Below are 22,824 nucleotides of genomic sequence, written 5' to 3' on the forward strand. Positions count from 1 at the left end.
GCATGGTGTGGATTAACGGAATTGTCCTGCTTCTGGAAGAAAGTCAAAACCAGCAGAAGCCAGTTTTGTCTCCAGTGCTGTGCGCTCGATATCGAAGAAAGCCACCAGTTTGTCCAGATCACCTCCGAAGTCATCGCGTAGCTTCATATTCACAATGCTCATCAGCATGACAGGGTCCATGGATTCAAAGTTCGCTAGATTCATTACTTATCCTCAAAATCTGAAATCAGTAGGTTTGCCGCAGCAAATGCCGCTTTTTCACGCACTTCTTTAGGCAGGGACTCATCCGCTGCAACATCGTTCAGTGCTTTAACTGCACATGAAATTGCTTGGGGAATATAAGCTTGATCGCCACTACCAATCTGAGCATAAAGCTCACGAACCAGTTCACAACAGCCGTATACTTGCATGTTTTCTTTCCACTAAATGATAACTTATCTCAATATACACACAGCGGATTTGAAACTCAAAGTACAGAGTTGTTTTGGCTCAAGTTGAAGGTTTGCTTGAGCGAGATTTAATCACTGCATTTGTGCTTCTAACTGCTGAGTGACTTCTGGTGAAAGTTGAAGTTGTTTTGCTAGTTCTTGCAGATACGCTTTTTCCATAAAGTTTTGTTCATCAGCGACGATCAAAGACGCCAGGTAAATTTCTGACGCTTGTTGAGGAGAGGTCGCCTGATTAGCAATTTCAGCAGGATCAAGCGGTTTGTTTAACTCTTGCTGAACGAGGTGACGAACGTGCTCATCTGCGCCCATATCCGCGAGAGCTTGTTCAATGCGCGCCATTTCCTCTTCATCAACGTGACCATCAGCTTTTGCAGCTCCAATCATTGCTTTTAAAATTAAGACACTGTGTTTACTGTCATCGGGGTCAAAGGTTTCTTGAACACCTTGACCGGATTGCTTGGCTTGCCAGTCGTTATACACTTTGTAGGCCAAGGCTCCAAGCGCAGCTGCGCCACCGACTTTTAATGCGCTTGACCCTATTTTTTTAGTCATTTTTTTACTTTTCTTTGAGCCCATCAGCATACCGATGAGGCCTCCGCCTACAGCACCTGCTCCTAGCGTTTTTAGGCTACTTGAATTTGATGAGGATTTGATGTTGTTGGTTTGTTTGCCCAATGCATCTGCACCTTGCTTAAGTAAGTCTGATTTGAGTGCTTGGTTTAGAAGACTTTTTAAATCCATAACTGACCTCCTTTAGATGATGAAATCAGTTTAATAGCAAGAAGCTGAACCAAAGATTAACAAAGTGAATAGTTCGAAAAAGGTGGAGGGGGGCGTTGAGCTGTAATAAAAAGGGCTGACCGAAGCCAACCCTTTTTAACTATTTGAAACTACCTCAAATGCGAACTCGTCTAGTGCTTACTTTAGTTGAGCTTTTACGTGCTCAACAATGTCAGTCATTGCGACTGCTGTTTTCTCACCAGTAGCACGGTTCTTGTATTCGAAGTTGCCTTCTTTCATTGAGCGGTCACCGATAATAATGGTATGCGGTACACCAATAAGCTCCATGTCAGAGAACATTACGCCTGGGCGTTCTTTACGGTCGTCAAATAGCACTTCGATGCCCATTGCTGTTAGCTCAGCGTACAATTTCTCAGCGGCTTCTTTCACTTCTTCTGACTTGTGCATGTTCATTGGAACGATCGCTACCTGGAATGGTGCGATTGCATCTGGCCAGATGATGCCGTATTTGTCGTGGTTTTGTTCAATAGCAGCCGCTACTACGCGAGTGATACCGATACCGTAACAACCCATTTCTAGGATGACGTTCTTACCATCAGGACCCAGTACACCACAGTTCATCGCTGCGGAGTAAGCGTTACCTAGTTGGAAGATATGGCCAACTTCGATACCACGCTTAAGCTGGATAATGCCCTTGCCACATGGGCTTGGGTCACCTTCCACAACGTTACGTAGGTCTTCAACTTGACCAAGCTCTACATCACGACCCCAGTTAATACCGAAGTAGTGTTTGCCATCGATGTTCGCGCCCGCACCGAAGTCGCTCATTACCGCAACGCTGCGGTCAACAATGAACGGCAGTTTAAGGCCAACAGGGCCTAGTGAACCAGGGCCTGCACCGATAAGCTCACGAATTTCTTCTTCAGATGCCATTTCCAATGGAGCTGCAACCTGAGGAAGGTTTTCTGCTTTCACTTCGTTCAGTTCATGATCACCACGAATAATAAGCGCGATGATTGGCGTATCAACTTCGTCAGATGCTTTCACAAACAGTGTTTTCACTGTTTTTTCAATTGGTAGTTCGAACTGCTCAACCAATTCAGCGATTGTTTTCGCGTTTGGCGTATCAACCAACGTCATTTCTTGTGTTGGTGCCGCAGCCTCAGAGGCTGGAGCTAGTGCTTCTGCTTTTTCAATGTTTGCCGCGTAATCTGACTCGCTAGAAAATGCGATGATATCCTCGCCGCTTTCAGCCAGTACGTGGAACTCTTGAGAGCCGCTACCACCGATAGCACCGCTATCTGCAAGTACAGGACGGTAATCCAGACCCATGCGATCGAATGCTTTACAGTAAGCATCGTGCATTGCGTCGTATGACTTTTGTAGGCCGTCTTTATCAATGTCAAAGCTGTACGCATCCATCATTGAGAATTCACGTGAACGCATTACACCGAAGCGTGGACGACGTTCGTCACGGAATTTGGTTTGGATTTGGTACAGGTTTAGCGGAAGCTGTTTGTAAGAGCTCACTTCATTGCGAACAAGGCTAGTGATCACTTCTTCAGCGGTTGGGCTAAGTACAAACGGACGAACATGACGGTCAGTAAAGCGAAGTAGCTCAGGACCCATCTTTTCGCTGCGGCCTGTCTCTTCCCATAGTTCAAACGGCTGAACAACGGGCATCAAAGTTTCGACTGCGCCTGCATTGTCGATTTCTTGACGAACGATGTTTTCGACTTTACGCAGTACACGTAGACCAGTAGGTAGCCAGGTGTATAAACCTGAAGCCAGCTTACGGATCATACCTGCACGTAGCATGAGCTGGTGGCTCACTACTTCTGCGTCGTTTGGAGTCTCCTTCAGAGTAGAAAGAAGATAATTACTGGTACGCATTAAATTTATCCGTTTATTTAAGTTAGATACTCAAGCTTGAATAAGCAGGAGTATGGGAGTTCCCTAAAGGGAAATTTGTTAGCCGTCTATAATATCAGCCAATTGCGTTTGTCAAAAGCTTTCAATAGCGGTAACCGTTATTAAGTTGCTTGTTGCTGTGAACTTTACGTTCAAGTCGAACAAATTTACCGCATATTCTTTGTCGTCCGGCTTGTTTTTCTTATATGCAGGGCGAGGATCTTGTGCCAGAACTTGTTCAATGACTGATCTTACATAGTCAGTATCGGGTCGATTTTCTATCGTTGCTAATGCTTGAGCAGAAAAGGTGACTTGTGACTTTTCTGGTTCTTGGTCTGCGTATCCGCCTTGTGCTTCCGAAATAGAATCCGAATAGGGAATATAAGGCTTAATATCCACAATCGGTGTCCCATCCACGAGATCTACACTGCCTAAATCAAGATAGATTTGATCGCCTTGCTTAGTGACTCCTTTCACTTCAACGGCTGACATTCCGATTCCGTTTGGACGGAAAGTCGAGCGCGAGGCAAAGACACCAATTCGTTCATTGCCGCCTAATCGTGGCGGACGTACAGTTGGTTTCCAACCAGCTTCCAGATTCTGATCAAATAGAAACAACAACCAAACGTGAGAGAACTGTTCTAGCCCACGCACTGCTTCAGGGCTATTTGCTGCACCTAACAGTTTTACGCGTGCTTTAGCCTCTGGTACTAAGCGTGGTTGGCGCGGAACTGCAAACTTTTCTTTGTACGGTGTCTCAATGACGCCGATGGGTTCGATGGAATACATGGTGGACATCTTTAAGAATTCATTGAGATGAAAAGTATCACAAATTTCTCTTGCTTTTCTTGTTGATAATGATTATTAATTAAAATGTTATAACATAACAATTTAATTAAAAGGAAAAGTATTATGAAACCAGGAATCCACCCTGAATATCGTCCTGTGGTGTTCCACGACACCAGTGTAGATAAGTACTTTGTCGTTGGTTCTACGTTGAAAACGGAGAGAACCATCGAATGGAAAGATGGCAAAACTTACCCTTACTTTACGTTAGATGTGTCGTCAGCTTCTCACCCGTATTACACCGGTAAACAGCGCGTTGTACAAACCGAAGGTCGCATTGCGAACTTCAACCGTCGTTTTGGTCAATTTAAGAGCGAAAAGGAATAAATCATGAAGGTAGTAAAATCATTAAAAAGTGCAAAAAGTCGTCATCCGGATTGCCAGATTGTAAAACGGAGAGGGCGTCTTTATGTCATTTGTAAAACGAACCCGAGATTCAAAGCTGTGCAAAAGTAATCAACCTGCATATATCTAACTTATGGTTTTGTTTAATTGATAATGTTGAGTTAATTATCTTACATGGATGAAATATCTACATTTTTATTCAATGTTGGTTATAAATGCCTCTGTTCGTCACAGTTTGTAACATTTAGGGCTTTTATTTGACCTTCTACTCAAGTACCCTTCGCACGCTTTTTGACATTTTTGTCACATTTGCATAGGAATAAAAACAAGGAGGGAACAGATGAGTTCATCTGATTCAATTAAACAAAACTCGCCTAAGAAGCCGCTGTTTACGCGCTTTTTGGATACTGTCGAATATTTGGGGAACTTATTACCCCACCCGATCACACTATTTGCCATTTTCTGTTTAGCCATTCTGGTGATGTCGGGTATTGCAGGATACTTCGAAGTTTCCGTAGTTGATCCTCGTCCTGAGGGTGCAAAAGGTCGTGCCGCGGATGGCATGATTCATGTCGTTAGCTTGCTTAACGCTGATGGCCTTGAACTAATCGTTACCAATCTAGTGAAAAACTTTGTCGGCTTTGCACCTTTGGGTACGGTATTGGTTGCGATGTTGGGTGTTGCTATTGCTGAATACTCAGGCTTGCTATCTGCAGCAATGCGTGGCTTAGTCATGGGTGCATCACAACGCATGGTAACAGTGACGGTCGTTTTCGCGGGTATCATTTCAAATACGGCATCAGAGCTTGGCTATGTGGTACTTATTCCACTGGCTGCAATGCTGTTCCATTCTTTAGGTCGTCATCCACTTGCCGGTCTTGCTGCGGCGTTCGCTGGTGTATCTGGTGGTTACTCAGCAAACCTACTTATTGGTACGGTTGACCCGCTGTTGTCAGGCATTACTGAAACGGCGGCGCAAATGATTGACCCAACTTACACTGTTGGTCCAGAAGTTAACTGGTACTTCATGTTTGTGTCGACATTCTTCATTGCAATCACAGGTGCGTTTGTTACTGAAAAAATTGTTGAGCCAAAGCTTGGCAAATACAGTGAAGAAGAAGCCTCAGAAGATTTGTCGAACGACAAAATGGGTGGCTTAACAGACATTGAGAAGAAAGGCCTAAAACTAGCAGGTGTTGCTGTACTGGTTGTTTCAGCGCTGCTTGCTTGGACGGTTGTTCCAGAAGACGGCATTCTACGTTCTGATGCAGGTACAATTGCAGGTTCACCATTCCTGAAAAGTATCGTGGCATTCATCTTTGTGTTCTTTGCTATTCCAGGCTTTGTGTTTGGTAAAGTTGTTGGCACGATGAAGACGGATCGCGATGTAATTGATGCAATGGCGAAATCTATGTCTTCTATGGGCATGTACATTGTATTAGTTTTCTTTGCGGCTCAGTTCGTTGCTTTCTTTAAATGGACTAACTTCGGTCAGGTATTCGCGGTTGCTGGCGCTAGCTTCCTGCAAGAAATTGGCTTAACTGGCCCAATGTTGTTCTTTGCCTTCATCCTGATGTGTGGATTTATCAACCTAATGATTGGTTCGGCATCGGCACAGTGGGCAGTAACGGCTCCGATTTTTGTTCCTATGTTGATGCTTGTTGGTTATGCACCGGAAACGATTCAGGCTGCTTACCGAATTGGTGACTCGACGACAAACATCATTACTCCAATGATGAGCTACTTTGGTTTGATTCTTGCCGTAGCGACTCGTTACATGAAGAACTTAGGTATCGGTACGCTGATCGCGACCATGCTACCTTACTCAATCTGCTTCATTGTAGGTTGGAGTGTGCTGTTCTACCTATGGGTATTCGTATTTGGTTTACCAGTAGGCCCTGGCGCAGCAACATACTACACACCGTAGAAAACGGTTACCTCACACAGCTCCATTATAAAAAGCCTGCGAACGTCGCAGGCTTTTTTATCGATTGAGACTGTGTACGCAGGCTTACCTGATTATAGATGTCGGATTATAGCTGAAAACGTATCAACAAAGGGCGATAAAAGTGCTGAGTGAGCCAGCACAAGCTTTTCCAAATTATGCGTTTGTACCAGGGTAAGTGCGCAATATACACATAGCTAAATTCAATTTCTGGCTGGGCTTTTCTGTTGCGTTTAAAAGCCGGAGCACCTGAGCTCATATTAAAGCGACGCTGGAATATCATTGCGTGGCGGATGGTATAGGCCGATATTCGACGATACAATGCGAGGCGTTGTGGCTTATTGGTATCGTAGCCAAAAATTGGGCAAGTCATATCATTATCAATTTCTACAATGCCTAACGTAGCCAGCATCTCTTCTTGATAAAACAGTCCCACTAACTTTACTAATTTGTTCTGGCTCGCCTGTTTTAAATATTGGGTTGAAAACTGGATGTTATTGATGCTGTATTTATCAAGGTAAAGTATGTCATATAACTCTTTGGCACGCTGAAACTCTTCATCAGTGGTAAGTGGTCTAAACTGCCAATCTTTATCATTAAGCAGTTTGAAGTCTTTCGTTAAATCTCGGTTGAAGCTGAACGCTTGCCAATCATCAAGTAAATACACTTGTCGTGTTACCAAGCTTTGCCATTGCTGCTGCTCTAATCGCTGAATAAAGCGTGATTGTTGACGTTGGTTAATGGAGCGAAGTACCAAGGGAAAGGTGGGATATTTATCGAGTGCGACGCGACGCAGTTCATCGAGATTTAAGGCTGCCCATTGTTCGCTATACATATTGGTGGACAAGCACTGATTGTTGAGCGTTTGGACTTGATCCAATCCAGCCAATGATAAGATTGGTTTAGTCATATTAAGAAGTAACTTACATACCCATCGAACAGCCACATTTTTGACTTTGTGAAGCTCTTCTTCGGCGTAGCCACTAAGCAGTGTCATAGGGGACACGGCATAACAGTTGTTTGGTATTTTTGGTGTTACGGAGTAGGGAATGGCAACATCATCGATATAGTAGCAACCAAAGCGTGCTGTGCATTCATCAATGGGATTCGACTGCATAAGAGTGATAAAGGTTTTATGCCATTCTTGAGAGGAAAGCGTCATTAGTTCAATGCCTCTCCATTCCACTCAATATCAACGGTAGAAGCGTTGCTCCACTTCGTCTTGTTCTGCCTAGCTAACCGGAGTAATTCAAACATACTCCGGATTTGGCTCCCGACCGGTAAGTTATGCTGTTGCATCACATTCACTCCAGACCACCAATCTTGCCAAGTTCGAGCCTTGAACAGGGATAACCCTCCTTCAGCGATGAGTGTTATTGGCCCTAAATGATGCAGTCGCTGTTTGGAAGGGGCAGTAAATGCCATATTAGGGAGCAGTTGACTGCATCTAGACGAGAGTAGGTGCAAACCACTGGTGGCTCTTGGGTTACATTCAATCACGTAGAGTTCATCTTGTGATTTGATGAAGTCAAACGACACTTGCCCATGATAAGTATGACGTTTACCAAAAGTTGCGATAAATCTATCTAGTCGTTCGCACGAGATCGGCTGAAAAGCACTGGCGGCCGAGCTGTTTACACAGTATTTCGGTACATAAGCTTGGTGTGCTTTAAGTTCACCATGTTCAAAAATGGCATAGTTACACACCGGAGTCCCTTGGATTTTTTGTTGCTGAACCCAAGGAAAAAGGGGCGATATCGTGGCGGCAGAAATAGACTGAGTCGTCACATCTCTTATGACTTGCCCGCCAAACCGAGAGTAAACGGGCTTTAGAACGGTCCTCTTATTAATTTCAATCTCACTTTTATCAGCGACCAAACGAGTTTTTGGAAGTGTGATTTCTGGCAAACCCTGAAGCTGTTCAAAGACGGTCAACTTGTTGTGCAGGGCATTGAGTAGTCCCACATTGGGCAGAAAAAAATCTACTTCTGGGCATTGTTTGGCAACATGAGCCAAGTAATACACTTCTTCACAAGTGGGTATCACTATATCAATACGCATCTGAGTAATGATTTTTAGGATCTGCTGTTGATAGGTGGGAAACGCAAATCGAGGTGAAGCGGTGGGTATATAAGACTCGATACCTCGAAAAAACGATCCCAGAGGCTTTTTTAGCGAATCGGTGAGAGTTACGTCATGCCCATGATGCATACACATGGTTGCCCACTCTAGTGCAACTGGTGCTCGGGCTCCGGTGATTAAGACCCGCATATGTTCACCACACGTCGTTGTTTATTCATTGGCGTCCAAATAGGCGCAGGGCGGTAACTAAATCTGACAGGATCAAGCCGCAATTGGTCAAACAACTTTATCAAGGCTTGGTGTATAACCCGATGGTGGTGAACATCCGCTTCAATTTGAATGGCTTGTGACCCTGTTTGGGTGATTCGGTAATCCACGCGACCTTTGGCAGATAGTGTTATAGCGCGGTAGATGAGATCTGGTAACACCGTAACTGGGACGTGGTTTGCGTTTAGCGTGAGGTGATCACCACATCGTCCGGCAATCGTGCCAAGAGGTTCAAATACGCCATTATCCTGTTTATTCTCAATAATATCGTCGAGCTGATAACGAATAATGGGCTGAGTTTTACGACGAAAATCGGTGATAATTGGGCTGTAATGAGTACGTTCGGTATTCAGCCAATGTTTTTCGATGTAAATAACATCCTGATTCCAGCGCATTTGTCCATGCTGATCAGTACATGCAAGAAAACCTTCAGTACATTGATAGACTTCATGGAGTTCGCTGTCGAACCGTTGAGAAATAAAGTGACGGTCACTCTCAGTTAGGACTTCTGCACCAGAAATGATCCGCTGTGGTTGAATTTCGGGTTGACCAAATTGACCGCTGAACTGGGCACAGAGCTGAAGAGCTTGCGCACTACCAACCAAAAGCGTGGGTTGGAACTCATCTAGCTCTTTTATCCATTCTTGGTAAGGTTTGGTTAAATCGGCATAAAAGAATGTAACAGGCCCTTTCGCGACGGATTTATACAGTGGGCTGTTGGCCCGCAAGGCTAGTGCAATTCGGTGCTTTTGCCATAGGTTGGGCAAAAGGCGAGCCAATATATTGCCGGCCCACAGTTGTGTTTCCTGCTTGTCAGCAAGAAACAGCCCGCGCATGCCTGATGTGCCCGAAGAAAGCCCAACCGTAACATCGCCAACTTTCGAAGCGGCAAAGTTGCGTGACTGCTCTGCTTTGAGTGCCTGCTGCATTAACTGTTCAGCATCTAAGCCCTTCGTATTCAACTCTGAAAGGTTCTCCATCATGGTTTGCTTATTCATGATAGGGAAATCACTGAGTGGTGCACCTTGAAGTGAGCGGTAATACGGTGAATGGCGGCATACCCAATCCAAGTGTTGCGTTAAGTGTTGTTGCTGCCATGTTTCGACTTGTTCCCTTGAGCCGAAGGGGCGGTAGCGGGTTCGCCAGAATTCTGAGATAAGCGTTCTCACTTCATCCATCCTTCTTTGATTAGCTGCTGGATAGTTTCCTGACAATGTGAAGGCACGAAGCGAACAAAGTGGTGGGTTTGTTGGTAGCAACTTCTCAACTCGGAGAGGGTGTTTTTATAGGCTTTTGTATCATCGCAAAGCATGTTCGCCAGCCAATGTTGATCGATATTTTCACTCAAGCTCTCGATTAACCAGCATGCATCGGCGAGTAAGAACAGCCAACCTTGGTCTCTTTTAACCAGCAAGCCCACTTGGCCAGCTGCATGGCCTGGCAAGCTAACCATATAAATAAATCCATCGTCGAACATGTCTTTACAGAGCAAATTAACACCTTGGCACTGAGGAAGAATTTGGCTGATTGATACAGAAAAGTCACTATGAATGAATAAGTTAGATTCAAGTTGTGGAGGAAGTAGAGCTTTTAGGTATCCTTTTCTTACGCCTCCAATTCGACCACTTTTAGTAATTGCATCCACCCCTTTTTGTTGGCAATGCAATTGAGAGTGGGAAAACTCAGACACGGCAGCAATGTGATCAGCATGGAAGTGGGAAAGTACTAAGTGTTCAATATCATGAGGTTTGAGACTTTCTTTTGCTAACTGCGCAACAATTCCGTGTTCTTTTTTATAGCGACAAGGTGTTGTCCAAGCATAAAAACGTTCAGGGAAGGGGCGAGTCGCGCTAAAAAAATGCTCGTGATATCCCGTGTCAAACAGGATGTTGCCTTGTGTTGGGTGCTGAATTAACGCAACGGCTGCCGGAAATGCTCTAGGCTTGATACCAGAACCTGGTTTGACAACAAAGCCTGGGTGTACGCAGTGTCCAGCCTCAAAGATTTTTATTTTTAGACCAGTTTGCATACTGCTGTATTCCTTCTTGAATTGAAAAAAGCGGTTGGTAATTCAGTGTTTGTTTCGCCTTGCTGATATCCAGAGTTTGATGATAGTTAAACAATCCTGCGCTGTATGAGGTGAGCCTTGGTTCTGGCTGATGTGGTAAGTGCCTTCGTATTTGCTCACTGAGCTTTAATAATGGTGATACAACGCCATATGGTAATGATTGTAACGTTACTTTTAGGTTTAACCCCTCACATAAAGCTTGCAGAACAGTCTCAATTGGCATTGGTTCGTTGTTGGAAATGTTGAACACATCACCATGCTGAAGTCGGTCTGCCTGAGTGCAAGCGAGCATCGCTGCATGGGCAACGTTATCGACATAAGTCAGATCAACCACAGGATTTCTACCCGATGGCAGAAGCAGAGTGTTGTTTTTTATCGCCTTAAGCACTCTTGGGATAATCGCGCGATCATTGGGTCCAAAAATGCCACGCGGTCTTAAAATGATCGCTTTGCTTTGGCCTTTTACGGCTTCAATTTCCGATAGGTATTTTGTGTGTGCGTAATCATTACACCAGTATGAAGCTATGGCGTCGGTTTCTCGAATATTCCAACGGTCTTGATGGTCAAAGTAGACGCTGGTGGAGGAAATATGGATAAAACGCGAGATTTGATAGGTATTAGCCGCATTGACGAGGTTTTTGGTGGCATCTACATTGGCTTGATAAAACGCCTGCCACTTTCCCCATGGGCTTGAGAGAGCGGCACAATGGATGATTGCATCCATACCTTGGCATACCGCATGAACTGCTGAGTGGTCTCTTAAATCGACTATATGTGGGATAACATCGAATTGCTCGGCGAGTTGTTTAGCGATGACTGTATTTCGTGCTATAAAATGCAGTTCATGCTGCTGGTGAAACATTCTCAGAATTGCGCTACCCAACATCCCGCTGCCACCAGTGACCAATATCTTCATAGTTTTAGCACTCCCATCCCTAGCGACAACCCTGCGGCGGTGCCAGCTAATAACACATGTTTTCCTGCGGTTTCTGGCTGATTACGCAGCCAGTGTAAGTTAATTGGGAGTGAGGCGGCGACTTGGTTTCCCAAAGTCGAAAAGTGATTAACGGTTTTCTCTGTTGGTAGCCCGGTGAGTGAAGGCAGTTTTTTTAATCCATGCGCGCTGGCTTGATGAGGAAGAAAATAATCAATATCGCCGAGTGTTACCGGAGAGGCGTCAAACCCTTTTTTTAGAAACGCTGGTAAGGCTTTACGCACATGTTTAAAGAGTGCTTTGCCCTCCATCTCAAACTGGCAACTTTTTAAATAGGCTTGATGCTCGGAGGTATGCGGATTGATATGACTACCTCCGCCCTTAATTTGACAAAATGAATACCCGGTATGATGCGTTTCAAAGTGACTGGTGAGCAATCCATCATCGTCGTGTTCTTCGAGCAAAAATGCGGCGGCACCGTCCGCGAATAAGGTTGCAACTTCTGGTTTGAGCGTAAAATTTCGATTCAGTGTGATGCCAGTGGCGAGTTCGCTGGTGACAATAAGAATCCGACGGTACCGTTTTGCTAAGAATAGACTCTGAGCAAGATCAAGCGCAGAGAGAAAGGATAAACAGGTGCTGTTCAAATCAAAGCTTTCTAGCCATGTTGGAGCGTCTAACGCGGCGAGAACCGCTGAGGCGTCGTAGGGTAGAGACTGGTGGTGTGTGCCGCTAGCGTAGATAAGAAGATCAACGGAGCTTAAGGTATGTGTGTTTCCTAAACACTGCTCTATTGCCTGCATTGCCATGTAAATAGCGGTCTCTTTTGTATTGGCTACATGACGATATTCAACGTCGAATTTATTTCGGCAGGTCCCTGGCGCTAATTTTAGGAAGCGATCCATCTCTCGATCAGACCATTGATTCGTTGGCAGGTAGCTTCCACTGGAAACGATGTTAAAGCCCATTATTCTCTATACACTTATTAAAAACGTCGTTCAAAATAAACCACGTTGCATATTGAAGCTATGGCGAGCGAGATGAAAAATAAACAGAACAAAACAAATGGGAGTAAGAGCACGCTTTGGGTGCAATGCTGAGAATGAATTTTCAGGAATGAGCCAGGCTTTGATTTGCTGGCTCAATATGAATAGAGTGAGGGTTACTTCTTAAATTTCGCCAAAATACGATCCAAATGGTTTGCAAATTCGCGTCGATCGGTTTGAGAAAGCGCGGCGGGCCCACCTGTCTGAATTCCGCTTGAACGCATGGTTTCCATAAAGTCGCGGATATTTAGGCGAGCTTTGATGGTGTCTTTTGTATAGAGCTCGCCACGAGAACTGAGGGCTTGAGCGCCTTTAGAGATAACCTCATCTGCAAGCGGAATATCTGACGTGATCACCAAATCGTTGGCTTCTACACGCTTGACGATTTCGTTGTCTGCGATGTCAAATCCCGCAGGGACTTGCAGCGAGTGGATGTTGTCTCTTTTCGGCACAGGGACAACGTGGTTAGCGACAAACGTACATTCAATCCCCGTACGTTCGGCGGCACGCACAATGGTTTCGCGAATAACTTTCGGACACGCGTCTGCATCTACCCATAACTTCATGATGATTTCTCACTGAGTTTCGCTTCTAACTCTTCAATACGAATGGCTAGCATTTTTACGGTGCGTTCTAGGGCTTCAAGACGATCATTATCGGTGTGGTGCTGTGCTGCGATTTCAACCTTGGGTACGCGTTGAGCACTCTTCCAACTTTTTATTGCGGTGATTAACGCTGGCATTGGAACTGGCGTTTTCAATCGTGCTTTCACTAACGCTACGGTTGGCTCTTTTCCTTGTTGTTGCAACTGTTCCATTGCCGCTTCTAATTCTTTAGTAACGTCTTGAGTTAACATTTTTAATCCTTAACAACGATATATCTATCATCATACGTTGAGTGCGCTGATTTGGCGAATGGCATTTTGGAGAGTGTAGTGTGAGAGATCTCTTACATAGGTTGTGAGAGAAAACGATTTCGTAAGCGGAAAAAGAGAAGCTGAAGAGCTTAAGTTTCTGATAAATAATGATTTAACAACTTGTTAACCAATGTGAGAGCCAAATATTTATCTTGGATAGATTGTCTATTTTTGGAAAAGGCGTAAATTGAGAGTTGTCAGCAGGAAGCAGACATGGAACAGGAAAGCACCAAGGATTTGGTTATCGTCAGGAAGACGATTTGGTTGGTCAGGATGATTAATCAAGCATGGAGCGTAGGACATTGTAAGGATACGATCATCAATAGGATGTTGATGACTAAGGATAGACAATGGACCCCTCTAGGATTGAGGTTATGGACAGCATCAGGAAGATGCAAGGGACACCGCTCAAGGAACAAGTGACGTGTGCTAACGAGGAATGTTAGCAGTCAGGATGATAAGGACACCGCTAGGACGGCGACGTAAGGAATAAGCTGACGGAATCAGCCACTATTATGGATGATGCATGGAGCACTTTTAGTAGCCGGACTGCTGCGAGTAAGACCATGACCCCGATACTTATGTGTCGGGGTCTTTCTTATATAAAAACGATATCCAGTGTTCTCATTGAATTAAGCATCTCGATGTTACTTGGGGATATCAATATCACAAAATATATAAATTCCTAATAACACTTAATAAAAAACAACTCAGATCAATATCCTTTCCAACCAGTTGGTTTAACTTTCGGCTTCTCTACAAGGTGTTATGCCCGCAATCATTGAGCATGTTCAGCTCATCGAGTTTGTGATCTGCGGATAGATTAAGTTTGTTGTAATCAAGGAACAGATGTGGCCATAGTAACCAGAAGAATGCTTCTTCTACCCTACAATGAGTCGTTGCAACTAGAATTCGTCATGCTGAATTGCTGTGCGAAAAACCGTGCTGAATTGAATGGTCCGTATACAGTTGCGTCTGCCAAACAGATGTTTGAGAAAATACTGGATGATGAGAACATTTATAGTATGGCAGTGCTAGAGAGCACCAGTCGTGACTATATGGGGCACGTGTTCATTGCTAATCTCGATTCCGAACCTGAATTAGGGTTTATTTTTGATAAATCATATTGGGGTAAAGGGTTAGCAACGGAAGCACTAAAAGCATTTTTCCCCAAAGCGTACCGGGAGTTGGGCTTGAATAAGGTGAAAGCTAACGTGAATAGCAATCATCAAGCTTCTATGGCGGTACTGAAAAAGCTGGGATTTGTTAAAACAAAAGAAAGTAAGGATGTATATGGTCCTTGCTTTGAAATGGAATTTACAAGCGATGCGGTGGTAGGTGAAAGTTCTGCGGCCTGAAACCGACCATGGTTAACTCTCCTTGGTAGCAATCGTCACCAAGAGATGAAAACTCAAATTGATACACCGTATGCCAACGCCAGACTCCGTCTGGCGTTTTTAGTTTATGGGCACCAAAGGCGATGCTGATTAATTGGAGATCCAATTGCTCACATTTACGCGTGATGGCCGCTTTTGCGAGTTCGGCTTGGCGACGCTGTTGCCAAAACAGGTAACAGAAAAAGCAGAGCCCTAAAGTTGCTAAAAGATCACCAATCATTCCTGAACCTTTCTTAGCTTTTTGTTGCTTGTTGTAAGCTTACTAGCGCATTTGCTAGTTCCTCTGATGGGTTTGAATGCAGCAAAGGCAATAACACCATTCTTAACTCTGGCAGCATCACTAAATCGGCAAATAACTGATTAAATAGGGCTTGATTACCGGTTTGAGCTAAACGCAGCAAAAACTGTTCTGCTACCTTTTCATTGGCGAGTAAGTGCCAAGCGCGACCCGCCACACCAATCAATACCTCCTGATGGCTTAAACGAGGGCTATGCAATATCGCATCTAATACTGGAGAGGCGACTTCTGTTGGCGCACCAGCAAGGGCTCGGATAAGTGCTGAAAGTAGGAAGAGATCAGGTTCGCTACTTGCGATTTCTTGCTGTGCCTTTTCCGCGATACGTTCTGCTAAACGCTCTTGAAGCTCTACATGCTCAAGCGCACCTAATAGGGCATAAAGTGGCTCATTTGGTAGGTGGTTCAACGCTTTGCGTATCATTACCCCGTTTTGCTCTTTGTCCAAACGAGCGGCCATGTCGGTGATCCCTTGCAGACCTACGGTTTGCCAATTATCCCAGCCTAAACCACCTGAAAAGTAATGCTGAGTGTGCTCGTAATATTGGCTGGTAGGAAGATTGAGGTTTGCGCGGACCTGGCTATGAAACACGGCCATTTTATCTTCGGAAGGTTTGAAAGTGTATGGGTTGTTAGACAGCTTTTGTTGTTGCTCTTCAGTGATATCATCATTGAGGCGTGTTCCCATAGCCTCCACGACGTATTTAATGAAATTGCCGATATCCGCTTGCTTTAACAAACCGCGCTCGTCCAATTCAAACTTTAGAAACCAAATCCAAGGTTGCTTTTGTTCATTCCAATAAGCGATGGCAAGGTGTGCTTTACGCTGCATTGGGAATGGGTACGGTGCTTGACCTTTTTCTACATCGGCAAACTCTTTCTTAGCGATGGTTTTGATACGACGACCAAGATCGAAGATTTGATAATCACAGCGGCTGTTGTTCAACAGTTGAGTGAGGGTTTGAATGTTTTCCATTAAATACGACGTCCTAACGTTCTTTTCACAAGAAATGGTATCATTCTCGGCTAATTCAAGGTTCGAGATAGAATTAATGGTAACAAATACTCAATTGGTCGACTTACTTCACCAACTTGAAGCGCAGCTTAGAGAGCATAACTTATGGCAATATACTATGCCTTCAGAGCAAGCCTTACAAAGTGCGGAGCCATTTGCGATTGATACGTTGCATCCTCATGAGTGGTTGCAGTGGATTTTTATAGCCAGAATGCACGCACTAGTGGAAAACAATCAACCACTGCCAAGAGGGTTTTCTCTCGAGCCCTATTTTTCAGAAGCGTGGAAGCAGGAACCGCAGTTCGCCGAGCTGCTTGTTACAATCCGAACCATTGACGAACTGTGTAAGTAAACGAATGCTAGAACAAGAAATAGCGCGATCTTCAGAACCAGTTGAGCTGGAGATCGTTTATCAGGATGAATATTTTGTAGCGGTCAACAAGCCTGCCGGCATGTTAGTGCATCGCAGTTGGTTAGATAAACACGAAACTCAATTTGTCATGCAAACTTTGCGCGACCAAATTGGTCAGCATGTGTTCCCATTGCATCGTCTGGATCGTCCAACATCTGGTGTGCTTGTGTTTGCGTTGTCGAGTGAAGTCGCATCACAAGTCATGCCGATGTTTGCTGAACATAAAATGGAAAAGACATACCACGCAATAGTACGCGGTTGGATTGAGGAAGAGGGCGTCTTGGATTACGCGCTCAAAGTCGAGTTGGACAAGATTGCTGATAAGTTCGCTTCACAAGAAAAAGAAGCGCAAGAAGCGGTGACGGAATATAAGCCGTTGGCTAAAGTGGAAGTTCCCTATTCGACGGGTATATTTCCTACAACGCGTTATTGCTTAGTTGAGATGAAACCTAAAACGGGGCGTAAGCACCAACTTCGTCGTCATATGGCACATCTACGCCATCCGATCGTGGGTGATACAACGCACGGGGATGGAAAGCACAACAAGCTGTATCGCACAGAGTTTGATTCTCATCGTTTGCTACTGCATGCTTCAGAGTTACGGTTCATCCATCCATTTACCGATCAAGAGATTGTTATGACGGCCAATCTTGATGAAACTTGGCAGCAATTGTTTACTCGATTTGAGTGGGATGAATCGATGATTAACCGATAATCGGCGCAGTTAGATCTAGATAATGATTGAGTACAAATAAAAAGGGTTAGCATCAATGCTAACCCTTTTTAATATTTAAGACTTAACGTTTTACTTTAGTTTTTCAAGATCCGCTTCGATCTCTGCGATCTTGCTCGAAACGACTTTTTCTAAATGACGAAGGTCTGAAAGAATTTTCTCTTTTACATCAACCTCAGGTTGTTTCGTTGGCTTAGTGATTTTATTCAGTTCATCAATGACTAATGTGAGGTTACGGTTGATTTCCGTTACTTCTTTATATTTGTGACTGCCACTGTCCACAAGAACATTTTTGATTTGGCGCGGGTATTTGAATTTAACGCTTTTAGCGAACAGTTCGCCTTTTTGCTTGTGGAAATAGATCTTGAGTACGTCTTTGTGTGCTTCTTGGCGTAGGGAATAACGTTCAATCTGCTTAGGGTCGTGAATACCCAAACCAGTGAGGTGGGGATACATAGGCTACCTCTATTACATCGAATTGATATTGATATAACTGTAGCAGCCTATGTATGAGCTAGATAGCTGATATTTAGCCAAAATGCTTAACTTGTGGGCAAGATCGCTCTCGCCCTGAACCGAAAAGATTGGCAGGTTTGATCTAAGCTGCGACCTCATCAGATAACTTTTCGATCAATCTCTCTCTTAGCTCATCCTGTTGTTCTTCACTTAATCTTCCCCCTGCATCACTGGTTAAAATAAACAAGTCTTCTGCTCGCTCACCAATGGTGGTGATTTTTGCACCATGAAGGTTGATATTTAAATCAGCAAACGTACGGCCTACTTTGGCCAACAGCCCTGGTGTGTCTAGCGCGACAAACTCCATTAAAGTGTGTTTTTTACCTTTGGTTGGTAAGAAGTCGACTTTGGTTTTCACGTTAAAGTGCTGAAGTTTGTTCGGAGTACGGCGCGTTTTAATCTTGGTTGGTCGGCCTGCCTCCAGTACATGAGTGAGGTGTTTAATCACCGCGGCGTGACGAGACTCATCGATCGCTTCGCCATGTTGATCGAGTACCATAAAGGTATCAATCACGTGCCCATCTTTGCTGGTCATGATTTGCGCGTCGTGTACATTAAAATTACGCCTATCTAACTCCGCCACGACTGTCGCAAATAAAGCAGGCTGGTCTTTCGTATATACAAACACCTCAGTGCCGCCACGAGTGGCTTTTTTACTGATCAACACCAAAGGCTTAGTCGGATCTTCCATGCGAAGTAAGTGTTCGCAGTGCCACGCGATTTGCGTATGGGTATGACGAAGGAAGTAGTCAGCTTTGAAGCGTTGCCACAATACTTCAATTTCGCGCGCGGCAAACCCCTCTTTGCGCAGCATTGCGGAGGCCATTTGTTGATTGTGGCGAATTCGCTCACGCACATCGACAGGGTTCTCTAGGCCTCTACGTAAAGCACGTTGTGTGGAGTAATACAGCTCCGCAAGTAAAGTTCGTTTCCAAGCATTCCAAAGTTCTGGGTTGGTTGCACAAATATCTGCAACTGTCAGGCATACAAGATAATCGAGAGATTCTTCGTCTCTGACTTTTTTGGCAAACTCGGTAATGACATCAGGATCATAAATATCTCGGCGCTGTGCGGTGACAGACATTAATAGATGATGTCTTACCAACCAAGCGACAAGTTTCGCTTCGGGCTTCGATAAACCATGCTCAATGCAGAAGTCGTACGCTTCTCCTTCACCGATAATCGAGTGATCGCCGCCACGACCTTTCCCGATATCGTGGAAAATAGCGGCAATAATCAGCAGCTCTTTCTTTTGCATCCGAGGGTAGACGTCACAGCAAATAGGGTGCTTCGCATGATTTTCTGGGTCACTAAAAGTGTTGATGTGTTTAAGTAAGCGAATACTGTGTTCATCAACGGTGTAGGCATGGAATAAGTCAAACTGCATTTGACCAACAATCTGACTCCATTGCGGTAAATAGGCCGCCATAACCCCTAATCGGTGCATGAGGCTGAATGCTTTGTGAAGAGCATTAGGGTGACGACATAACGCCATGAACTTTTCACGCGCAGCAGGAATGGTGTGCAAAAACTTGTTGAGCCGACGCCGAGCGGTGCGCAGTTGACGCAGCGTTGGTGGGCTCACCCCTTCAATAGTTGAGTCGTTAGCAATATGTAAGAACATATCCAGAATAGTTTCTGGGCGAGCTTGGAACAATGCGGGTTTCCGCGCTTCAATTAAAGAACCGCGACGTTGAAAGTCCGTATCGAGAATCTCGGCACTTTCTGTCGCCCCACCATTAATGATCGCTTGGTCAAAGAGTTTGAGTAGCATTTTATTGAGCTCTGCCACACGACGAAGCGTGCGGTAGAACTCTTTCATCATCATTTCTACGCCTCGGTTGCCTTCTCCGACGTAGCCTAAATTTTCCGCAACTTGTGCTTGATGAGCAAAGGTCAAGCGGTTGTCATAGCGGCGAAGCTCCATGTGCAGAGCGAAACGTACTCGCCAAAGGAAGTCCTGACATTCAACCAATTCTCGGTATTCTGCGTCAGTTAAAAATCCGTATCGGCTCATTTCCAACAATGAAGTAGCACCAAAGTGACGTCGAGCGACCCAGCTTAATGTATGAATATCGCGCAGCCCGCCAGGGGTTGATTTAATGTCCGGTTCTAAGTTGTAGGTCGTGTCGTGGTAACGTGCATGGCGTTCGCGCTGCTCTTGAATTTTAGCGCGGTAAAACGTCTCACTTGGCCAGAAGGAGTCTGATAACACGACTTTCTTCAGTGCCTGAAAGGTGTCCTCGCTTCCACACAGCAGTCGCGCTTCTTGCAGGTTTGTCGCGACCGTTAGATCGGCTTTACCAATTTCAGCACATTCAGTAACGGTGCGAACAGCGTGTCCGACCTCGAGTTTTAAATCCCACAACAGCGTAATGAATTCGCTGATTTTTGCTTCTAACGCGGTTGGCAGTTTATTGTTCGACAGAATCAAAATATCGATATCGGAGAGCGGATGCAGCTCGCCTCGTCCGTAGCCACCAACGGCAACTAGGGAAATGTTGTAAATATCCTTGAAACCAAAATGTTGCCACAAACGATTGAGAAGCAGATCCATATATTCAGCTCTGGCTAAAACCAAGCTTGTTACCGGATGATGATTGAGAAACTCTTGGTTTTGATTAGAGCTAAACTTCTCTAATTCTTGTTTGAGTTCACCGATATTGATTTGTTCATCGGAAAAGGTAAGAGGGGACTGAAGTGTCATATTTGCCATCCGTGCAAGCTAATCTAATAACAATCTAACAAATTTGCGGCAGATAAAAAATATCCCCGCCGAAGCAGGGATATAGTAAACAACGAGTGGTTGTCAGCTTTACGCGTTTTTCATTAGGCGAGGAATCGTATCGTCGCTACGAAGCGTCAGTACTTCACAACCTTCTTTTGTTACTACAATGGTATGTTCCCATTGCGCAGAGTTCTTGCCGTCGCCCGTGTAAACAGTCCAGTCATCTTGTGCATCAACAGAGCAACCAAATTTACCTGCGTTAATCATCGGCTCAATAGTAAAGCACATGCCTTCTTTTAATACGCGGCGGTCTTTGTTCTTGTAATGAACCACTTGTGGTTCTTCATGGAACTCATCGCCGATACCGTGACCACAGAAGTCTTTCACAATAGAAAACTTGTTACGAGGATTGTTCTTGTTGTTCTCTTTGATGTACTTCTCGATAGCTGTACCGATGTCGCCAACTGTTGAACCTGGCTTAACGGTACGCATACCAACGTACAGTGCTTCTTGAGCTACCATGCACAGACGTTTGTTTGCAGGCGAAACATCACCGACTAGGAACATCTTAGAAGTGTCACCATGGTAACCCTGAGGACGCACGCTCAGATCGGCATTCTCATCATTTGGAACGATTACGGTAATATCAACGTTTAAGATGTCACCATCTTTTAGTACCGCCGGCTTCATTTGGCCGTTGCTACCGATTTCGTCTTTTTCCGCTGGAATACCGTGGCATACGATATGGTTGATTGAAGTACAGATCGACTTAGGGAAACCATGGTAATCAAGCGGAGCAGAGTATGCGCCTTTTTCTAGAGCGTACTCATGACAGATTTTGTTTAACTCTTCTGTCGTCACACCAACTTTGATGTGTGGTTCGATCATTTCTAGAATCTCTGCGGCTAGCTTGCCCGCAATGCGCATGCGTTCTATTTCTTCAGCAGTTTTAATCTTGATTGACATTGGCTTTCTCTACTTATTCCTAAGCACGTAAACGTGCGAATGGCCGCATTCTATCAGACATCGGGGCGTTAACCCAAGTTAGATAGGAATATGCATCATTCTTAATTCGATCATATGTTTAAAGTTTTGCTTATAAATAGGAGAAAGTGGCTCGGTGAAGAAATAATTTTTACTAGCCACAGTGAGCTAAAATATGGTATAAAGCGCGCCGGAATAGAGGACTGTTCTCTTCGTTTAGCAAAGTTAAGCGGCGAAGCAAGCTTCATCCGAATAACCTTTTATCTTTAAATCACACACATTCCGTCACATATTCCGGGGTGCTGAGCAGAAGCTTGGTCGGAGTTATGGGGAATGTGGAGGCCTAACCCCATAGAGGATTTTAAAATGGCAACTGTATCAATGCGCGATATGCTAAAAGCTGGTGTTCACTTCGGTCACCAGACTCGTTACTGGAACCCAAAAATGAAGCCATTCATCTTTGGCGCTCGTAACAAAGTTCATATCATCAACCTAGAAAAAACTGTACCAATGTTCAACGACGCTCTAGCTGAACTAGCTAAAGTTGGCGAGAAGAAAGGTAAGGTTCTATTCGTAGGTACTAAGCGCGCTGCATCTGAAGCTGTTAAAGAAGCTGCAATCGCAAGCAACCAGTTTTACGTAAACAACCGCTGGTTAGGCGGTATGCTTACAAACTACAAAACAGTTCGTCAGTCTATCAAGCGTCTAAAAGAACTAGAGACTCAATCTCAAGACGGTACTTTTGACAAACTAACTAAGAAAGAAGCTCTAATGCGTACTCGCGAAATGGAGAAGCTAGAGAAATCTCTTGGTGGTATCAAAGACATGGGCGGCCTACCAGACGCTCTATTCGTAATCGACGCTGATCACGAACACATTGCAATTAAAGAAGCTAACAACCTAGGCATTCCAGTATACGCTGTGGTAGATACTAACTCTAACCCAGACGGCGTTGACTACGTAATCCCAGGTAACGACGACGCGATCCGCGCTGTACAGCTATACCTGAACGCTGCTGCTTCAGCAGTATCTGAAGGTCGTAACAAAGACGTAGCTGCAGTTGCTGAAAAAGACGGTTTCGTAGAAGCTGAATAATAGCGGCTCTGTGTCACACTTGGTCTATGTGAAACCTTTGTGTAGCATAAACTAAGTTATAGTTAGCAATGGGGGCCGACAATGTTAGGCCCCTGTTTT

25 protein-coding genes are annotated in these 22,824 nt (G+C 44.6%); 7 read left to right on the forward strand and 18 right to left on the reverse strand.

The annotated features are described in order from the left end of the window. Positions 1-12: 12 nt before the first annotated feature. From R7044_RS14180 to tsaA, 5 genes are all read right to left on the reverse strand, one after another. Positions 13-204 carry a DUF4250 domain-containing protein gene (locus R7044_RS14180; protein WP_005380289.1) on the reverse strand — a complete coding sequence of 64 codons (192 nt, stop codon included), beginning with the start codon at positions 202-204 and terminating at the stop codon, positions 13-15. Continuing rightward, positions 204-410, reverse strand: coding sequence for a YaeP family protein (locus R7044_RS14185; protein ID WP_005391765.1), 207 nt, complete (start codon positions 408-410; stop codon positions 204-206). Before R7044_RS14185 ends, R7044_RS14180 begins: the two co-directional genes overlap by 1 nt. 111 nt (positions 411-521) lie before the next feature. Next, on the reverse strand, positions 522-1,190 hold the full coding sequence (locus R7044_RS14190; protein WP_005380291.1) for a tellurite resistance TerB family protein: 669 nt from the start codon (positions 1,188-1,190) through the stop codon (positions 522-524). Positions 1,191-1,367: 177 nt separating this feature from the next. Next, the gene (locus R7044_RS14195; protein WP_017820763.1) at positions 1,368-3,083 is read right to left on the reverse strand and encodes a proline--tRNA ligase; all 1,716 of its coding nucleotides are present in this window, start codon (positions 3,081-3,083) and stop codon (positions 1,368-1,370) included. Between the two features lie 111 nt (positions 3,084-3,194). After that, positions 3,195-3,890: a tRNA (N6-threonylcarbamoyladenosine(37)-N6)-methyltransferase TrmO gene (tsaA, locus tag R7044_RS14200; RefSeq protein WP_025768239.1), complete on the reverse strand. Its 696-nt coding sequence runs from the start codon at positions 3,888-3,890 to the stop codon at positions 3,195-3,197. A gap of 123 nt (positions 3,891-4,013) precedes the next feature. Between tsaA and R7044_RS14205 the strand changes: the two genes are divergently transcribed. From R7044_RS14205 to R7044_RS14215, 3 genes are all read left to right on the forward strand, one after another. Then, positions 4,014-4,274, forward strand: a complete 261-nt coding sequence (locus tag R7044_RS14205) for a type B 50S ribosomal protein L31 (protein ID WP_005380295.1) — start codon at positions 4,014-4,016, stop codon at positions 4,272-4,274. A 3-nt stretch (positions 4,275-4,277) separates the two neighbouring features. Continuing rightward, complete coding sequence (ykgO, locus tag R7044_RS14210; protein WP_005380299.1) at positions 4,278-4,403, forward strand: type B 50S ribosomal protein L36; 126 nt, start codon at positions 4,278-4,280, stop codon at positions 4,401-4,403. A gap of 229 nt (positions 4,404-4,632) precedes the next feature. Further along, complete coding sequence (locus R7044_RS14215; protein ID WP_005380301.1) at positions 4,633-6,219, forward strand: AbgT family transporter; 1,587 nt, start codon at positions 4,633-4,635, stop codon at positions 6,217-6,219. A 106-nt stretch (positions 6,220-6,325) separates the two neighbouring features. On the opposite strand, the gene R7044_RS14220 is transcribed toward R7044_RS14215, so the two are convergent. The 8 genes from R7044_RS14220 to R7044_RS14255 form a co-directional block, all read right to left on the reverse strand. Next, a complete protein-coding gene (locus R7044_RS14220; RefSeq protein WP_225455634.1) occupies positions 6,326-7,399 on the reverse strand; it encodes a hypothetical protein in 1,074 nt (357 codons plus the stop codon). Further along, entirely contained in the window at positions 7,399-8,508 is a 1,110-nt protein-coding gene (locus R7044_RS14225; RefSeq protein ID WP_225455635.1) for an ATP-grasp domain-containing protein, read from the reverse strand. The genes R7044_RS14220 and R7044_RS14225 overlap by 1 nt, the downstream gene beginning before the upstream one ends. Then, a complete protein-coding gene (locus R7044_RS14230; RefSeq protein WP_225455636.1) occupies positions 8,496-9,764 on the reverse strand; it encodes a F390 synthetase-related protein in 1,269 nt (422 codons plus the stop codon). Before R7044_RS14230 ends, R7044_RS14225 begins: the two co-directional genes overlap by 13 nt. Next, complete coding sequence (locus R7044_RS14235) at positions 9,752-10,615, reverse strand: MBL fold metallo-hydrolase (protein ID WP_017820759.1); 864 nt, start codon at positions 10,613-10,615, stop codon at positions 9,752-9,754. The genes R7044_RS14230 and R7044_RS14235 overlap by 13 nt, the downstream gene beginning before the upstream one ends. Next, positions 10,584-11,570 (reverse strand): NAD-dependent epimerase/dehydratase family protein, encoded by a 987-nt coding sequence (locus tag R7044_RS14240; RefSeq protein ID WP_017636032.1) that lies wholly within the window; start codon positions 11,568-11,570, stop codon positions 10,584-10,586. The genes R7044_RS14235 and R7044_RS14240 overlap by 32 nt, the downstream gene beginning before the upstream one ends. After that, positions 11,567-12,556, reverse strand: a complete 990-nt coding sequence (locus R7044_RS14245) for a ketoacyl-ACP synthase III (RefSeq protein ID WP_017636033.1) — start codon at positions 12,554-12,556, stop codon at positions 11,567-11,569. Before R7044_RS14245 ends, R7044_RS14240 begins: the two co-directional genes overlap by 4 nt. Before the next feature lie 194 nt (positions 12,557-12,750). Beyond that, the gene (locus R7044_RS14250) at positions 12,751-13,200 is read right to left on the reverse strand and encodes a YaiI/YqxD family protein (RefSeq protein WP_005380310.1); all 450 of its coding nucleotides are present in this window, start codon (positions 13,198-13,200) and stop codon (positions 12,751-12,753) included. Continuing rightward, positions 13,197-13,490 carry a hypothetical protein gene (locus R7044_RS14255; protein ID WP_005391777.1) on the reverse strand — a complete coding sequence of 98 codons (294 nt, stop codon included), beginning with the start codon at positions 13,488-13,490 and terminating at the stop codon, positions 13,197-13,199. Before R7044_RS14255 ends, R7044_RS14250 begins: the two co-directional genes overlap by 4 nt. Positions 13,491-14,422: 932 nt before the next feature. On the opposite strand from R7044_RS14255, the gene R7044_RS14260 reads away from it, so the two are divergent. Next, positions 14,423-14,908, forward strand: a complete 486-nt coding sequence (locus R7044_RS14260) for a GNAT family N-acetyltransferase (RefSeq protein ID WP_225455640.1) — start codon at positions 14,423-14,425, stop codon at positions 14,906-14,908. Here R7044_RS14260 and R7044_RS14265 read toward each other — a convergent pair. After that, complete coding sequence (locus tag R7044_RS14265) at positions 14,868-15,167, reverse strand: DUF3301 domain-containing protein (RefSeq protein ID WP_225455637.1); 300 nt, start codon at positions 15,165-15,167, stop codon at positions 14,868-14,870. The genes R7044_RS14260 and R7044_RS14265 overlap by 41 nt on opposite strands. Positions 15,168-15,180: 13 nt before the next feature. Next, complete coding sequence (locus R7044_RS14270) at positions 15,181-16,218, reverse strand: DUF3549 family protein (protein ID WP_225455638.1); 1,038 nt, start codon at positions 16,216-16,218, stop codon at positions 15,181-15,183. 76 nt (positions 16,219-16,294) lie between these two features. On the opposite strand from R7044_RS14270, the gene R7044_RS14275 reads away from it, so the two are divergent. Together R7044_RS14275 and truC are read left to right on the forward strand one after the other, a co-directional pair. Then, positions 16,295-16,609, forward strand: coding sequence for a YqcC family protein (locus tag R7044_RS14275; protein ID WP_005385342.1), 315 nt, complete (start codon positions 16,295-16,297; stop codon positions 16,607-16,609). A 4-nt stretch (positions 16,610-16,613) separates the two neighbouring features. Further along, entirely contained in the window at positions 16,614-17,384 is a 771-nt protein-coding gene (gene truC, locus R7044_RS14280; RefSeq protein WP_176311133.1) for a tRNA pseudouridine(65) synthase TruC, read from the forward strand. A gap of 90 nt (positions 17,385-17,474) precedes the next feature. On the opposite strand, the gene R7044_RS14285 is transcribed toward truC, so the two are convergent. From R7044_RS14285 to map, 3 genes are all read right to left on the reverse strand, one after another. Next, positions 17,475-17,858 (reverse strand): DUF3461 family protein, encoded by a 384-nt coding sequence (locus R7044_RS14285; protein ID WP_005380322.1) that lies wholly within the window; start codon positions 17,856-17,858, stop codon positions 17,475-17,477. 142 nt (positions 17,859-18,000) lie between these two features. After that, the gene (glnD, locus tag R7044_RS14290; protein WP_017636037.1) at positions 18,001-20,625 is read right to left on the reverse strand and encodes a bifunctional uridylyltransferase/uridylyl-removing protein GlnD; all 2,625 of its coding nucleotides are present in this window, start codon (positions 20,623-20,625) and stop codon (positions 18,001-18,003) included. A 108-nt stretch (positions 20,626-20,733) separates the two neighbouring features. After that, positions 20,734-21,612, reverse strand: coding sequence for a type I methionyl aminopeptidase (map, locus tag R7044_RS14295; RefSeq protein WP_005380326.1), 879 nt, complete (start codon positions 21,610-21,612; stop codon positions 20,734-20,736). A 384-nt stretch (positions 21,613-21,996) separates the two neighbouring features. Here map and rpsB point away from each other — a divergent pair, with 384 nt between their 5' ends. After that, positions 21,997-22,725 carry a 30S ribosomal protein S2 gene (gene rpsB / locus R7044_RS14300; RefSeq protein WP_005380327.1) on the forward strand — a complete coding sequence of 243 codons (729 nt, stop codon included), beginning with the start codon at positions 21,997-21,999 and terminating at the stop codon, positions 22,723-22,725. Positions 22,726-22,824 lie beyond the last annotated feature (99 nt).

The sequence above is a fragment of the Vibrio sp. 1402 genome (assembly GCF_033340275.1).